At 61.0% G+C, this 15,003-nt stretch carries 13 protein-coding genes; 1 reads left to right on the top strand and 12 read right to left on the bottom strand.

Going from position 1 to position 15,003, the window contains the following annotated elements:
• Positions 1 to 26 precede the first annotated feature (26 nt).
• Positions 27 to 329 carry a hypothetical protein gene (locus EWH21_RS16155; protein WP_277698823.1) on the top strand — a complete coding sequence of 101 codons (303 nt, stop codon included), beginning with the start codon at positions 27 to 29 and terminating at the stop codon, positions 327 to 329.
• 235 nt (positions 330 to 564) lie between these two features.
• Here EWH21_RS16155 and EWH21_RS16160 read toward each other — a convergent pair whose 3' ends face one another.
• Genes EWH21_RS16160 through EWH21_RS16215 form a run of 12 tightly spaced genes read right to left on the bottom strand, consistent with a single transcriptional unit; the run spans position 565 to position 15,001 of the window.
• Positions 565 to 1,869, bottom strand: coding sequence for a polysaccharide pyruvyl transferase family protein (locus tag EWH21_RS16160; protein ID WP_277698824.1), 1,305 nt, complete (start codon positions 1,867 to 1,869; stop codon positions 565 to 567).
• Between the two features lie 11 nt (positions 1,870 to 1,880).
• Positions 1,881 to 2,840: an FkbM family methyltransferase gene (locus tag EWH21_RS16165; protein ID WP_277698825.1), complete on the bottom strand. Its 960-nt coding sequence runs from the start codon at positions 2,838 to 2,840 to the stop codon at positions 1,881 to 1,883.
• 13 nt (positions 2,841 to 2,853) lie between these two features.
• Positions 2,854 to 3,915: an NAD-dependent epimerase/dehydratase family protein gene (locus tag EWH21_RS16170; protein WP_152489104.1), complete on the bottom strand. Its 1,062-nt coding sequence runs from the start codon at positions 3,913 to 3,915 to the stop codon at positions 2,854 to 2,856.
• A gap of 1 nt (position 3,916) precedes the next feature.
• A complete protein-coding gene (locus tag EWH21_RS16175) occupies positions 3,917 to 4,786 on the bottom strand; it encodes a methyltransferase domain-containing protein (protein WP_277698826.1) in 870 nt (289 codons plus the stop codon).
• On the bottom strand, positions 4,780 to 5,610 hold the full coding sequence (locus EWH21_RS16180) for an SDR family oxidoreductase (protein WP_152489106.1): 831 nt from the start codon (positions 5,608 to 5,610) through the stop codon (positions 4,780 to 4,782). The genes EWH21_RS16175 and EWH21_RS16180 overlap by 7 nt, the downstream gene beginning before the upstream one ends.
• A complete protein-coding gene (locus EWH21_RS16185; protein ID WP_277698827.1) occupies positions 5,603 to 6,655 on the bottom strand; it encodes a Gfo/Idh/MocA family oxidoreductase in 1,053 nt (350 codons plus the stop codon). Before EWH21_RS16185 ends, EWH21_RS16180 begins: the two co-directional genes overlap by 8 nt.
• The gene (locus EWH21_RS16190; RefSeq protein ID WP_277698828.1) at positions 6,652 to 7,539 is read right to left on the bottom strand and encodes a sugar phosphate isomerase/epimerase family protein; all 888 of its coding nucleotides are present in this window, start codon (positions 7,537 to 7,539) and stop codon (positions 6,652 to 6,654) included. The genes EWH21_RS16185 and EWH21_RS16190 overlap by 4 nt, the downstream gene beginning before the upstream one ends.
• Positions 7,540 to 7,541: 2 nt before the next feature.
• The gene (locus tag EWH21_RS16195; RefSeq protein WP_152489109.1) at positions 7,542 to 9,332 is read right to left on the bottom strand and encodes a thiamine pyrophosphate-binding protein; all 1,791 of its coding nucleotides are present in this window, start codon (positions 9,330 to 9,332) and stop codon (positions 7,542 to 7,544) included.
• Between the two features lie 3 nt (positions 9,333 to 9,335).
• Positions 9,336 to 10,532, bottom strand: coding sequence for an FkbM family methyltransferase (locus EWH21_RS16200; RefSeq protein ID WP_172979165.1), 1,197 nt, complete (start codon positions 10,530 to 10,532; stop codon positions 9,336 to 9,338).
• Entirely contained in the window at positions 10,522 to 11,739 is a 1,218-nt protein-coding gene (locus EWH21_RS16205; RefSeq protein WP_152489111.1) for an FkbM family methyltransferase, read from the bottom strand. The genes EWH21_RS16200 and EWH21_RS16205 overlap by 11 nt, the downstream gene beginning before the upstream one ends.
• A complete protein-coding gene (locus tag EWH21_RS16210) occupies positions 11,736 to 13,640 on the bottom strand; it encodes an N-acetylneuraminate synthase family protein (protein WP_152489112.1) in 1,905 nt (634 codons plus the stop codon). The genes EWH21_RS16205 and EWH21_RS16210 overlap by 4 nt, the downstream gene beginning before the upstream one ends.
• Positions 13,637 to 15,001, bottom strand: coding sequence for a CBS domain-containing protein (locus EWH21_RS16215; RefSeq protein ID WP_152489113.1), 1,365 nt, complete (start codon positions 14,999 to 15,001; stop codon positions 13,637 to 13,639). Before EWH21_RS16215 ends, EWH21_RS16210 begins: the two co-directional genes overlap by 4 nt.
• Positions 15,002 to 15,003: the final 2 nt, after the last annotated feature.

Below are 15,003 nucleotides of genomic sequence, written 5' to 3' on the forward strand. Positions count from 1 at the left end.
GCTGACGCCAGCGGCAGCTTCAGCGGTTGATTCAGGCAAACCAGCTGACCATCGGTGAAAGGCTCGCCACGCGGAAGAAAGATGCGTGCGAACGAAGCCTCCTGCTCGACAGCAAACCGTGGCTGCTGGCCGCGCAACAGAAGGTAACGACGCGCCTGCCGATTTCCGGCAGACAGGGGCGATCCCGCCTGGACGCCTGGGACGAGCAACAGCGCGTCACACGCTATCTCCTGCTCGGGAACGAGCCGCTCGAAAATCAGCCCATGGCTATCGCCATAGGCCTTGAGTTGCTGCCAGGGCAGCTCGCGCAGCAAAGGCTGCCAGAATGACTCGTCGAGGAAGAAAAGTTGCTCCGGATCATCACCGGCAACACCAGCGACACCCACCCGCCAAGGCTCGTCGAGGCAACGACCTCCGACCATCACATCATTCTGCATTATGTCCCCTGTCATTGTTTTGCGCCCTGGCAGGGCTTTGGCTCCGGCGACCTTGCCGTGGACCGGACACCTTCGGCCAGAGCATTCCCGGACGACCCAGGTCGATTGTCCCCGATGGCCTCAAGGCTTACGAGAGCGCATGGAAGGTGAGCTGATCATCGAACAGGCACCCATGCTCTACCCCCGCCTCCTGCAAGTGCCGCTCGGCATAGTCACGCCCCGCGAACGTGGTAATGAACACATAGACGCCGTCTCGTCGCAATCCTGCCAGCGCGTCCGAGCGCACCACAGGCACGCCACAGAAGCTGTCGGCCTGCAGGTACTCATCCACCACCACCACCAGCTCGCTGCCTGGTCGCAACTCCCGTAGCGTGCGGCTCAAACGCACGCCGTGCGTATTGGCTCCCCAGAAGGCGAAACGCAGGGGAGCCGGGTCATCCGCCAGCAAGCGGCGCAGCGCCTGTTCCATCAGATGATTGTAGCGGCTACGTTCGCGCGCCTCGTAGAACGCACTGATCTCGGCCCAGGGCGCCCAGCGCTCATGCGCGAGTTCTATCTGCCTGGCAGCGGCGTTGCGGATCTGCTGCTTGAGGTCTTCGAGATCGAGCACGCCGGGATTCCAGTCGATTTCGGCGAAGGTTTCCCGCGTATGGATTTTCACGAAGCGATCCAGCCAGGCGAAGCGATCGCTGATGTTGTGAGCCACGACGATGGTCGGAACCCCCATCGCGATGCAGGGGGCCGCGCAGTGCAGGCGACTGGTCACCACCAGCGCCCCTTCTTCGGCGTAACGTCTGCATAGATTACGGGCCAATGCATCGAGCCGATCGGCCTCCTCCTGGTCGGAGGGAATGCGTTCGTAGGGGAGGATATGAGTGACCCGCTCGACCTTATCCGACAACTCCGCAGGCAGGTATTCCAGCAACTCATCGGGCACGTCAACGAGAAACACCTTGCCATCCTCGGGAGCGCGCTCACGACGGGGGAAAGTAATGGTCAGGCAACCCGAGACGAAGGCAGCAATGCCCCGCTCGCGGAACATCTGCATAACCCGCTCATCGCGGGTGCCGATCGGTTCGTGATGGCGGAAATGCTCCAGGTCGGCAGGGTCGTCCACGTCGCTGGACAGGCCAAAGCTGAAGTAGACAGGAATGATATAAGGCGACAGTGGCAACGGGCTCTGCGCGTTGCCCAAGGTGAAGTAGCCGCACATCGGCATCAGGATATAGCCGTGGCGACCATCGTATCGGTGGAAGTCATAGCGGTTCAGACGCACTATCTGTTCGGGCGCGATGCCCATGGTGGCATACAGATGCTCGACCGCATGGGTCTGGATGTCGTCCCCAAGATTGCTCCGACTGCCACTGGTCAGATGTCCGAAGGTCATGACATTGGTAATCAGGCCGTACTTCATGGCCGTGGGCGTGAACATGGATCGAACCTCTATCGGACAGGACGCTGCCACTGGGCAATCGTCTCCGCGTGCTTCTGCGGATGCATGAATATGTAGTTGGTCTGGACGGTTTCCTCGGTGACCTGAGGACAAGCCTGAAGCCTGCCCCCCTCCACGAAGACCCATGCGCAGTAGCCATAGCGTTCCAGCAGGGCAAACACGTCATTGGGATGGTAGCCGAACGCCCGTGACCACTTGCGCAACAGCTCCATCAGGATGATCGGCGTAGTCTCCAGGATCTTCTCGCCACCCTGAACCACCATCAGTTCCGCCCCCTCCACATCGATCTTCAGCAGCGCGGGGACGATGTCGCGGCTGGCGCAGAAGGCATCTAAGGTGGTGGTTCGGCAGACGACATTCTGGATCGAGGCGCGCCCCCGGGACTGCCCGGCCAGTTTCAGCGAGGTGGCTCCAGACACATCAGGGGCGAAAAGGAAGTTCAGCTCGTCCTCTTGGCTGAACAACCCCATGCGGATGACCTCGATGTTCCCCAGGCGATTGAGGCGAATGTTCTTCTCGAGCATCTCGACAGTGGATGGGATCGGCTCGAAAGCGTAGATGCGAGAGGTAGGACAGTGCCGACCTAGCGCCAAGGAATACCAGCCAAGATTGGCTCCAATGTCGAGGAACACCTCACCATCGCGCAGCACCGACTTGAGGAAAGCGGTTTCATCACTCTCGTAGCTGCCGAAATCCAGCAGCGTGTAGGGTGTAGCGTGCAGATCCACGGCATCCACCAGCATGGCAATGTCGTGGCTGGCGGAGCTGACCGACACCCCCTCGGCGGTGATGCGAATTTCCGCCACATCGGTATCGGCAAGGAACTCGGGATAATCGAAGAGCCCCGCATGCTCCTGGTTGATCCACTCGCCGTACTGGAACTTGTCGATCTCGCCGGCCTTGAACCCTTCTCGGGCCAGAAGAAGGCGATTGTGCTTGGTCTTTTCCATATCGGGTTCCCGTTCAGGGCTGAAGGAAGTAACGCAGGGTTCGGGCAAAGCCCGCTTCGGGCAGGATGCTCGGCCGCCAACCTAGCTGCTCCATCTTGGCGAGGTCGAAATGGCCACCGGAGCGAAAGAGCGCCTGTCGCTGCAGACTCGGCGCCGGATGTTTTACCCTCAGGCCAGGAGTGGGAGACAGCCGCGCGATCAACTTGGCCAGTTCAAGGATGGTGGTTTCCTGATCAAGCCCAACGTTGTAGGCGTTACCGCCCTCGCCGCGCAGCAACAGGATCAGGAAGGCAGCGGTGGCATCGGAAACGTAGCAGAACGGGCGGCTACCGGAACCGTCACTGTTGAGCACGATGTCGCGACCTGCCAGTGCATCGGCGACGAAGTCGGCGAAGGATCGCCCGTCATCGAGAGCGATACCTGGGCCGTAGGTGTGGGAAATCCGCGCCATGACGGTGGCCACACCATGCTGGCGGTAATAATCGGCGCATAGGGTTTCGGCCACCCGTTTTCCTTCGCCGTAGCAGGCAGAAATGTCCAGCGGATCCAGCCTGCCGAAATCGCTCTCGCTGATCGGCCTGTCGCTCTCGCCATGCCCGTAGACCGCACCACTGCTCATAAGCAACAAACGCGCCGAGTGCTGTCTGGCCAGCTCCAGCAGATTGAGCGCGCCCAGCACGTTGGAGCGGGTGGTGCCGATGGGGTCGCTCAGGTACTGCTTGGGACTGCCGGCACCAGCCGCATGTACGATGAAGTCCACCCGTTCCAGGGCAGGAAGAGGATCGCAGACATCCTGGATGATCGGGCGAAACCAGCTCTGCCCGATCAGGTGCGGGAAACGCTTTCGCACTTTTTCCGGGTACCGCGCCAAGGCATGAATGACGACGGGCTGCTCCGGCCAGCGCTCACTCAGCGATGCGAAGAACTCCACAAGGTAGGCCGCCAAGAAACTGGTGGCACCGGCGACCAGCACATGACAACCGGCAAAACGCCGCCAATCCTCTTCCCGGGCAAGAATCAGCGCCAAGTCCTCGGCGATCACCGGATGACGGCGCGGGATATCCACTGGTTCCATGTCAGGCACGCCTCGCCAGTACGCCCATCACCTCACCTTGGCTCCAGCCCACATCCACTGGCAGGCGCAGGACATCGACCAGTACCAGTTCTAAGCGCTCCAGCAGACGACGCATGGCCAGCTCGTTGTAGAAGTTGACGTGTTCGTGCCAGTGACGCTTGAGCGGCGCCAGTTCCAGGCTTCCTGGGTGTTCACGCACCAGAGCCTCATGAGGCACTTCCAGGTACAGCAGAGTATTAGGGCTCAGGGCCGGCAGCATGCTCCGAACCACTTCCAGGGGATACGACACGTGCTCCAATACCTGACTACAGGTCACGAGGTCGTAGCGATGTTGGTCGATCTGCTCAAGATCGACGCGCTCGGCGCCAGGCACCAGCCCAACACCGGAAATATCGTGAATGTGCAGCAAGCGATTATGGTTGCGAAACAGACTGTTGATACCACTGTCGCCGCCCCAGTCCAGTACCATCGGCGACTCGGGCAGATGTGGCGCCAACCAGGCTTCCACTTCATCCAGATAAGCGGCGCGCTGGTGGTAGTGCGGTATCACGTTGACGTAACCCGGCTCGAAACGAATACGCTGGGCGTTGTATTGCTCGTCGCGGTAATTGTGGTAAAGCGCCGCCATTTGCTCATCGGTAAAACGAAAGTCGAGGAACAGTGCCCCGCACTCCTGACACTGCAACGAGTTGCACAGGGTATAAGCCATGCCCTGGCGCAAATCGCGCAATCCCCAGTCTGCGGTGATTTCCACCGGTTCATGGCCAAACACTCGCAGAGCGACGAAAGGCATCAGCACTGCGGGAGAACACTGCAACTGCTCACTACCACAACAGATGCAACGCCGAGCAATCAGGTCGCGGTTCACCATGCGCTACGACCTCCATCCACCACCAGATTGGCGCCATTCATATAAGAGGACGCATCCGAACAAAGAAAGGCGATCGCGCCCCGGTACTCGTCGGCGTCAGCCATGCGTCCGAGGGGAATCAGTTGGCTCAATTTGCTGACGAACACATCGTTCTGCCCGGCATAGACGCCGCCAGGCGACAGTGCATTGCAACGCACGCCCTGTTCGCACCAGTAGGTGGCCAAGTACTTGGTCAGACCGATCAGGCCATGCTTGACCACCGAGTAGGTGACCGGCTTGACCGGCTGCTGCTCGGAGTCACGCCCCGGCACGCGATACAGGCGCTGATCCGGCGCGATGACCCCCAGATCGGAAGCGATATTGACGATCACCCCGCTACCCTGCCGTGCCATCCGCGCACCGAACACTTTGGCGCAGTTGAAGGCACCGCCCAAACCAACATTCAGGTCGAGCTGCCATTGCTCCCAGGGGAAGTGCTCCAAACGGGAAAAGTCCTTGTCGCCGGCCGTCTCTACCTTGGGGTTACGCGCAGCATTGTTGATCAGAATGTCCACCCGACCGTGTTGGGCCTGCAAGCGTTCGTCCGCCGCAATCACGGCATCCAGCTCAGTAATGTCGGCCTCAAGAGTCAGGATTTGCTGGCCGGTCTCTTCAGCGAGGCGAGCTGCGTTTGCCGCGAGCGCTTGGGCATCGATATCCAGCAGGATCGGCACGCCCCCGAGGCCTGCGATAGTTGCGGCATGCTGATAGCCAAGCAGCCCACCACCACCGGTAATGACCGCCACCCGGCCATCCAGGCGGAACAGCGCCTCCACACTAGCCATGGATATCGACCTCGCTCAATGACACTTCGCACTGCCGCTCCAGCGAACGCAGCGCCGCCAAAGCCAGCCGCAGACTCTGCAAGCCGTCACGGAGCCCGATAGGTGAAGGCTCACCGTGGCGCAGACAATGCAGAAATTGCCGGGTCTGCGCCAGGAACATGTCGTTGCGACTAAAACCGGGGAAATCATCCTGCTCGCACAGCACGCCATGGGCATCATGCACGCGCAGTTTGTTGGCAAGCAGATCGATTTCGGCAACTCCAGCATCGCCGATTACCTTGAAGGTACGCACGGGGGGGCGCTGCAAGAAGTCCTGATGAAGCAGGATGGGAAAACGGCCCTGTTCACCTTCATAGCGCATCAACGACGAAGCGGTGTCCTCAACATTGATCTCCAGACCACTCAACTTGCCGCCATGACAGACGATGCTGCGCGGCAAGCCGAAAAACCAGCAGATCAGATCCATTTCATGAATCTGTGAGCGGATCACACCGCCACCCTGGTCGGCCCGCGAAGCATACATCTCACGGTAGTCCTCGTAGCGGTGCCAATCTGGCAGGTGCTCGCCGATCTCGGCCCGAGCCGACAGCACGCGGCCGAAAAAACCGGCTTCGAGCAGCGTCTTGATGCGTTGCAAGCCGGGGTGGTAGCGATAGTTGTAGCCCACGTGAAACAACAGCCCTTGCGCCCGTACCAAGCTATCCAGCTCGGCAACGCCCGACAGGTCACTCGCCAGTGGTTTCTCCATGAAGATTGCAACACCGGCGCGAGCACAGGCCAAGGCGACTGGAACATGCAAAGCGTTTGGGTTGCAGATGAACGCTGCATCCGGTTTGCAGGCAAGAGCCTGCTCAAGACTGGAGTGGACGGTAATGGCGTAATCACGCTCCAGATCAGCGCCCTCTTCAACGCCTCCTTCGCGTAACTTGATGCGCTGACCACGAACCCGATAGGCATGTACCTGAAGTTCATCACCCAGCAGTTGTTTCAGGTTGCGCAAGTGGCGTTGGCCGATGCTGCCAAGACCGCAAAATAGAACCTTCACGAAAACCCCTCATTGATTAACGCGCCACCACGCAGCCAGTTGGCGGTACGTGCTGCCATGCACGTCTGCCAGATCGCTTCCTGCCCCGGCTCGCCCCTGGCCGCCTCCATGACGAAATCGCCGCGATAGTCGAACTGCTGCAACAATTCACGCAATAGCGGGAAGTCTGTGTCACCCTCGCCCAGGGGGACGGTGGCTGCGCCACGTCGACGATCCTTGACATGCACACTGAGAATCCAGGCGCCATAGGTCGCGAACTCCTCGCGTGGGTCGAAGCCAGCCGCCGCACTATTTCCCGTGTCGTAGTTGACGCCGACCATCGGATGATCGAGCTCCAGAAGCAGCTCACGAAAAGGTTGTGGCGCCAGGTCACTCTCAAGACTCAAATACACACCCCGTCTTTGCGCCAGAGGGAGTATTTGACGCAAACAGTCGACGACCGTGGCCCTCTCTTGCGGTGTGCGGATGCTGGCCGCATCCAGCAACGGCAGCACGATGCGCCGAATGCCTACTTGCGGACACGCATCGATCAACCAGGCCAGACGCTCGCAGCGCTGTTTGCGCTGCGCAGACGTGCAGCGCAGCAATGGACAATCCATGAAATAGTCCGCACACACGGAATGGAGCTTGAGGCCAGCCTGGGCCAGGCAAACGTTCAGCCGCTGCCGGCCAGACTCACTTTCCAGCGGATTCGCGCCTTCGCCATACAGGTCGTACATCCATTCAATGCCGCGTATCCCCGGTAGCGTCCCGAGCATCGCCAGTTCCTGCTCCCAAGTCGCTCGAGGAAAAGCCTGATAGTGGCCATCGAGGGGTGGCCCCTGGCGGCCCTGCTTGGTGAAAATACCAGCAGCGGCATAGGCAGTGAGATGGTCAATATCCATCTTCACTCCTGAATCAGCGGTACAAGCATGTTCGCCTGCAACTCTTCACGATTGAGGAACGGATACAGGTCTTCCAGCGGGCTGGACACCATCTTGCCGTTGACACCGATACGCGAAGTCACGCGCGGGCCAATGGGCTGATCAGGCTCTACCAACACCTCACAAACCACCGGCCCGGGACTGTCGAGCACATCGCGGATAGTCTCCGCCAGGGCAGCCTGGTCACTGACTCGCAAACTGCGAACCCCCATGGCCCCAGCCAACGCCACGATATCCGGCAGGCTCATGCCCGAAGCAGGATCACAGCCGATGGTTTCCTTGAAGTAGCCGCTCTGCGATGCACGAATGGAGGCATACCCGTTGTTGTTCAGCACGAAGTACTTGATCGGCAGTTGCAGGCGACGCACCACCTCCAACTCCTGGATGTTCATTACGAAACCACCATCCCCGTCGACCGAAACTGTGCGTTTGCCGCCAGCGCCCAGGCAACCGCCCAGCGCCGCCGGCAGACCATAGCCCATCGAGCCGAGCCCCCCCGTTGCCACCGAACGCTGCCCACGCTTGAGCCGGGCCGCCAACCAAAAAGTATCAATGGCCGCGCCGGAACTACCAGGAATGAGCAGTTCTCCCTCATCCAGGGCTTCGCACAGGGTTTCGGTGAACACGTAGGTGTTGACGAAGCCGCGTGGCTCGCGATACTCCGGCAGAACCACCGGATAGCGGGCCTTCCATTGCGTGCAACGCGCCAGCCAATCATCAAGAACTAGCGGCTCGGCAGGCATCTGCGCGAGCAAACCATCGATGAAGGCACCGGCGTCACATACGAAACGTTCGTCGGGCAGTTCGCCCAGCTTGGCGATTTCCGCCGGATCGATGTCCACGACCACGATGTCAGCCTCACGGGCAAACTGGCTACGATCGAAACCTGTGATGGAAAAGTCCATGCGACAGCCGATAGCCAGGACCAAATCAGCATTTTGCACCGTGAAATTGGCGCCACGCGGGGCCACCGTACCGCTGCGACCAAAATAGTATGGATGGTCATACTCGAGCAGGTCGGCGCCGATCCAGGTCGTCAGGGTGGGTATGCCAAGCTGTTCGATCAAATGGCGCAGGCTCGCTTCAGCACCTGCACCATGAACACCATTACCGACCAGCAGCACTGGACGCTGCGCCTGCTGCAGTCGCTGCGCCAATCGCGCCAATGCCGATGCCTCGGGAGCAGTCGGCTCAACATGGTGCGGCATCTCGTACCCTTGCAGTTGTTCAGGGTCAATCTCGGTAGCCTGGACATCCAGCGGGACATCCAGCCAAACCGGGCCTTTGCGCCCGCTGAGCATCAGGTGCAACGCCTTCTCCAGCTCGTAGCGTACTCGCAGAGGATCGAGCAGGCACACAGCGTACTTGGTCAGGGGCGTGACCACACTGACGATATCCAGCTCCTGAGTACCGAGCTGACGCAGGCCACTGTCGCCCTTGAGGTCGGCACGCTTGACCTGACCAGAAACGAACAGTACCGGGGTCGACTCGAACCAGGCACCGGCAAGGCCAGTGATTGCGTTGGTTGCACCGGGCCCAGAAGTAACCAGACAAGCACCGAACTTGCCGGAAGTTCGCGCATAGCCCTCGGAGGCGATGGCCGCACCCTGCTCGTGCAGCATGCTCACCGCAGTCAGTCGTGGCTGGCGCAGCAAGGCATTGTTCAGGTGCATCGCCCCGCCACCCGGCAGGAAGAACACATGCCCGATACCTTGACTGGCGATGAATTCGAAGATGTAGTCGGCAACACGCATGAATCATTGCTCTCGAAGGGAGAAAGAGGGAACGCGATCGGCAGGTACGGCGTAGAGCACCAGATCCCAGCCGTCACTGACATGAGGACACAGGCTGAAGCGATAGCCATCCCAGTAGCTGTGCAGTTGCAGGAGGATGTGCCACAGGTGGTTCTGCTCGTGGTACACGCTGACCGCAATCACCGGATGGTGCTCGGCGATCAAGCGGCGGCCACCTGCCAGACACTGTGGCTCGAAACCCTCTATATCGATCTTGATAAAGGTCGGTGGTAGTCCTTGGCTGGTCAGATCGTCCAGGGTAGTCATGGGCACGCGCTCATCGCCCAATCCCACCCGTGACGAAGGGCCGTTGGCCGCCTCGATCAGCACCTCACCGTTGCTGTCGCCCACAGCCAGACGATGGGCGTAGAGCCCAGGGCGGGCCTGGCGCTCCAGACTGTCGCGCAGCGCCGCAAAGTTCCGCGCCACAGGCTCGAAGCAGTGATACTCGCGATAGCCGCGTCCCGTGGCCAGGTAACCTTCCAGCGTGTCGCCGTTAAAGGCCCCCAAGTCAAATACCACCTCGTCGGCGCAGTCGGTGCTGAAATGAGGGTCAAAGTAAATCTGCAAGGGCGAGGAAACCGGCAAAAGATCGTGATCCAGGTGCAGACGCCAGGCAACATGATTAACGAACAAGCGACGCGATGCCTCATCGCCCAGCAAGGCGAATGCCTGCCATATGGCATCAGCTTCGGGCAACACCTTCTCCGGCAGATCCATGCAGTAATGCGGTAGTAAAGGCTGCGGATAGCGCCAGGCAAGGTGGCCAAACAGAGCAATGCGCTCGAATCCCAGTCTGCGCAGAGGCGCCAGGCGGTCCTCCATGCAATCGTGGATATGCCCACTCCAGATAGTGCAGATAACCGCCGGCAATGCCCCTTGCCATTGCTCGACCAACTGGGCGGGACTGTATACCGGCACCGAATCGATGGAGGTTCCCCACAGCGCCGGATTATTGTCCATGAAGGCACAGGGTACCAGGCCCATTTCCTTTAACACGGCTTGAGCCTTGCGCCCCAGATGGCTCGCACCGAACAGCGCAAACGGTCGTTCTAGGTCACCTACCAGGCGCTCCAGTGTATGGGTTTGACGCTCACGCACGGACTTCAGGGGTTCAGCGAGCAGCCTCTCCAGCTCGCTTTCAAGGGTTTCAGCACTCATCGTTTGGCTCCCTTGGCAGGCGGTTTTCCGGCACGGCGTACAGCACAATATCCCAGGCCCGGTCATAAAGATGCTGACCCAGCATGAAACGATAGTCGGCCCGATACGAGTGGATCTGCAGCAGGAGACGCCAGAGATGATCCTGCTCGTGATAAGCACACACGGCCAGCATCGGCTGCTTCTGCGCGATCAATCGACTACCGCCAGCCAGGCACTGTGGCTCGAAACCCTCAATGTCCATCTTGACAAGGCTTGGAGGGGGCAGGCTGTCGGCCAGTGCGTCGAGCGTGGTCATCGGTACCATCTCATCGCCTTCACCGACCTGCAGCGTATGCCCACCACCCGAGTCGATGGCAATCGAGCCTTCATGATCGCCGACCGCCAACAGGTGGGCATGCAGGTTGCCATGGCCTGCCTCGGCAAGCCTGGCGATGGTGTCCTGCAACTGGCTGAGGTTCCCCGTCGAGGGCTCGAAGGAGTGGATCTCCCGATAGCGCCGGCCACTTTCCAGGTACCCCAGGATAGAGTCGCCATTGAAGGCTCCAACGTCGTAGAGCACTTCAGCGTCGTCGCGCCGGCTGAAACGATCACTGAAGTAGATCGCCTCTCCGTCCTCGCTCGGCAAGACTTCGGAATCGAGGGTAAGGCGCCAGGCAACATGCGCTACATACAGGCGTCGAGACGCCTCATCGGCGAGCAAGTGAAATGCTTCACGTATACGGTCTGCCTCCGCGAGCACACGCTCGGGCAAATCCAGACACTGATAGGGCAGCAACTGCGGAAAACGCCAGGCCAGGTGACCAAACAGCGCAATGCGCTGGAAGCCTAGCGAGCGTAACGGAGCACGCCATTGATCCAAGTGGCAGGTACCAACCCGTACGGCACCGATACTGGCGACAACGGCTGGCAAGTGCCCCGCCATGCGCTCGGCCAACTGTGCCGGCCCCACTACCTCGACACCGTCGATACGGCTGCCCCAGAGTGCTGGATTGTTATCCAGAAAGGCCAGCGGCGACAGACCTGCCGCCTGCAGCACGGGCAATACCTGGCGACCTAGACCACCGGCGCCGAACAGCACGAAGGGCGCCTGCTCTCCCCCGATGATCTGCCCCAGGGTTTCGCGCTGACGCTTACGCACCGACTCCAGCGACTCGCTCAGCAGGAGTTCGAGCTGGGACTCGGCATCGCCTCTATAGACTGTATTCACCGTACCTCCAATGCGCCCAGATAACGCAAGGCCGACCAGAAGCCGGCGCCATGGTCCTTGTGTCCCTGCCAGACTTCGGGGATGAAGCTGACATGGGGATGGCGTTTGATCTGCGCCCAGGCGGCCGGCCAGTCGATGTCGCCGGTGCCCATCAGCACGCCTTCGCCGTTGATGCCCTTGGCATCGGCCACATGCAGGTGCGCGGAATGCGGCAGCAACAGTGCCAGGGCTTGCTGGAAGTCGAGGTCGAAGTGGAAGCAGGTCATCTGCAGGTGCGACAGGTCCAGGCACAGGCGCAGGTCATGCTCGCGAGCCTGCGCAGCCAGCTCTTCGGGCATCATGAAGATGTTCTGGTGACGCTGGCCACCGAAATGCCAGGGGAACGGCGCCATGTTCTGCGGGATCAGCTCGGTGCCGGCGAAGTCAACCTGACGGCAGGCCTCATGGAAACGGTCATAGAGCTCGGCACGCATCGCCAGCGGACGCGGCTCATCGGCGGAGAAACCACCGATATTGGCGACGATCAGGCGCGCATCGGCGTCAGGGAAGAACTCGCCGATCTCCAGGGTCGCATCCACCACCCGCTGCAAATTGTCGATGGAGCGCTGGCGATAGGCCGGATCGTCCGCAGCCAGGTCCAGCAACTCGCTGTTCTCGAACAGTTCCGGGGCATGCACCACCAGCCGTGAGCACTCCACTGCGGCGAGAAACGGCTGCGGCTTGAGGCTGAGGTCGCGGTAGGAAAGGTGGAATTCGAACAGGTCCGGACTGATTCGCCGCCGGTAGTCGAGGAAGTCGTGATAGCGCACCGGCACACCCCAGCGGATCGGCAGGTCGAACGCCAGGCGTTGCTCCTGGGCCTGCTCGCTCAGGTCACTGTCGAAGAGGAAATCGCCCTGGGCGATATCACGCCCGGCCGGTTTGTCCAGCAGTTCCGGCAAACGATACGGTGGCAGGCCCTGGCCAGGGCTGGCAATACGCAGCATCGAAGCGTCCATGACGGTGCCACGGGTAATGTCGCGTGCCGCGATCACGCTCTTGCCGAGATTCTCGCGGTTCAGCAGTTCCCCCTGACTGGCATGGCGCCCCGGGCCCTGCCAGGGCAATGCCAGCTCCAGTTGACGAATGCCCTCGACAAGCTGGCGGAATTCTCCCGGCTCCAGGCTGGCCAGATGGTCCGGGCCTTCCATGCCCCGATCCAGGGTGATGTGCCGCTCCACCAGCTTGGCACCCAGCGCCACTGCGCCCAGGGTGATGGCGATGCCGCGCTCATGACCGGAATAGCCAATCAGGCCGTGCAATTCCTGCAGGCGCCGCAGATAGCCAAGCTGGATATCGGCCTCCGGAGCCGGATAGGCGCTGTTGCAATGCAACAAGGCGAACGGCGTACCGAGCGCCTTGAGCTGCTCGATGGCCCGCACGATCTCATGCTCGAAGGACATGCCCGTGGACAGGATCAAGGGTTTGCCCAGGCTGGCGGCCTTGGCGATCAGGTAGGGATTGCACAGATCTGCCGAAGCGATCTTCAGCGCCGCCACGTCGAAACCGGCCAACGCGTCGACACTGGGCTCGTCCCAGGGCGTGCACAGGTAGGTAATGCCCTTCTGCGCGCAATAGGCGCGCACCTCGCGGTGTTCATCGAGGCTGAGCTCTACCTTGTCCAGCAGATCCTGGATGTACTCGACGCCTAGGTCCTCGGCGCGCGAGCCATCGGCCTTGCGGCGGTACAAGGCGTCGCGGTTGCGCAGCTGGAACTTGACGCAGTCGGCACCGGCCTCGATGGCGGCATCGACGAGGCGCCGCGCCAGCTCCAAAGAGCCGTTGTGATTGTTGCCGACTTCGGCGATGACGTAGACACGATCGCCCCCCAACGGGAAGCCGTCGATCAGAAATGAGGTCATTGAATTTTCGTTCGCCATGAGGTCACACCGCTCGATTCGAAGCGGAAGTTCTGGGTCTGACAGCCCAACGCGCCTACGGCGTCGACCACACGTTGGCGGTGCTGGGGCTGCACATAGAACAGGAAGAAGCCGCCACCGCCGGCACCCAGCAGCTTGCCGCCACAGGCCCCTGCGGCCAGAGCGGCTGCGTAGATATCATCGAGTCGGCCATCGCTGATGGCCGAGGAGAAACGCTTTTTCAACTGCCAGGCTTCGTCCAGGCAAGTGCCGAACGCCCTGAGCTCGCCGCGAATGAGAAAGTGGTGCATGCGCCGACACAGGGTGACGCTGGCACTGAGCAGCTCGGTTTGCGACAGCTCGGCTTCGATCTCCTCACGCTGCAGCTGGTGCAGGCGCCCGGAGTCATGGGAGATGCCGGTATCGCACAGCACCAGGCAGGACTCCAGCTCGTTGCGGATGGCGTCCTCCAGCCGAATGGGATGGACGAGGTTGCGCTGATTCTCGAACTCGATCAGGTTGAACCCACCAAAGGCGGAGGCGTACTGATCCTGCCAGCCACCGGCGATGCCAAAGCACAAGCGCTCGGCCTGGAACGCCAGCTCGGCGATCTCGTAGGTATTCCAGCGGTCCTGGCGCAGCTCGTTGAACACCGCGATGGTTGCCGTGGTGGCCGCTGAAGAGCCGCCAAGCCCCGACCCCACTGGAAAATCCGAACGCAGGTACAGGTCGAATCCGTACTTGGGTTTGATCACTGCGATGATGGTGGCCAGCAGGCTCTTCTCCCCTGCGGCCAGCAGTTCGGCCAGGGAGCTGTAGTGTTCTTCGCGCTTCAGGTCTTCAGCGAAGATGCTGATCCGACCATCGTCGCGCGGGATCAGCGTGGCATGGGCGTACAGCCCCACGGTGCAACTGAGCACCGCCGCCGAGTGGTCGATGAAGAAATAGGTGAGGTCCGCGCCGCCACCGCAGAAGCTCATGCGCACCGGCGCGCGAGCACGCGCCAGCACGGGCACCTCGGCGCTGGCGGCCATCTGCCGGGTATACACCTCCACCAGGCGACCATGCTCATCCAGCCCCGGCAGCGCGTTGTGGCCCAGGTCGAAGGCCTTGAGCAGGTCCTCCCGCGGCACGCCAACCTGCACCGAGTGGAATTCCTCATTCATGCAGGCGGTCACCTGCTCGTCCGTTCTGCCCCCTTGCAGCAGGTGGCGACGTACGTCACCGTTGGTCACCACGCCGAGCAAGCGCATGTCATCAGCGACCACGAAGGATATCTGCAGAGCGCCAGCCTCGATGCATTCGATGGCGTCGAGGATGCTCTGCCGTTCGTGGATGCTGAGGGTTTGCACGAGCAGGCTCATGA

Source organism: Pseudomonas sp. REST10 (assembly GCF_029542605.1).
GTDB classification, from domain to species: Bacteria; Pseudomonadota; Gammaproteobacteria; order Pseudomonadales; family Pseudomonadaceae; genus Aquipseudomonas; species Aquipseudomonas khazarica.

Bases quoted from the DNA above. Each gene is read 5' to 3' on its own strand.
- EWH21_RS16180 (WP_152489106.1), bottom strand. From the start codon at position 5,610: ATGGCTAGTGTGGAGGCGCTGTTCCGCCTGGATGGCCGGGTGGCGGTC.
- EWH21_RS16210 (WP_152489112.1), bottom strand. From the start codon at position 13,640: ATGACCTCATTTCTGATCGACGGCTTCCCGTTGGGGGGCGATCGTGTC.
- EWH21_RS16160 (WP_277698824.1), bottom strand. From the start codon at position 1,869: ATGTTCACGCCCACGGCCATGAAGTACGGCCTGATTACCAATGTCATG.
- EWH21_RS16200 (WP_172979165.1), bottom strand. From the start codon at position 10,532: ATGAGTGCTGAAACCCTTGAAAGCGAGCTGGAGAGGCTGCTCGCTGAA.
- EWH21_RS16165 (WP_277698825.1), bottom strand. From the start codon at position 2,840: ATGGAAAAGACCAAGCACAATCGCCTTCTTCTGGCCCGAGAAGGGTTC.
- EWH21_RS16190 (WP_277698828.1), bottom strand. From the start codon at position 7,539: ATGGATATTGACCATCTCACTGCCTATGCCGCTGCTGGTATTTTCACC.
- EWH21_RS16215 (WP_152489113.1), bottom strand. From the start codon at position 15,001: ATGAGCCTGCTCGTGCAAACCCTCAGCATCCACGAACGGCAGAGCATC.
- EWH21_RS16175 (WP_277698826.1), bottom strand. From the start codon at position 4,786: ATGGTGAACCGCGACCTGATTGCTCGGCGTTGCATCTGTTGTGGTAGT.
- EWH21_RS16195 (WP_152489109.1), bottom strand. From the start codon at position 9,332: ATGCGTGTTGCCGACTACATCTTCGAATTCATCGCCAGTCAAGGTATC.
- EWH21_RS16170 (WP_152489104.1), bottom strand. From the start codon at position 3,915: ATGGAACCAGTGGATATCCCGCGCCGTCATCCGGTGATCGCCGAGGAC.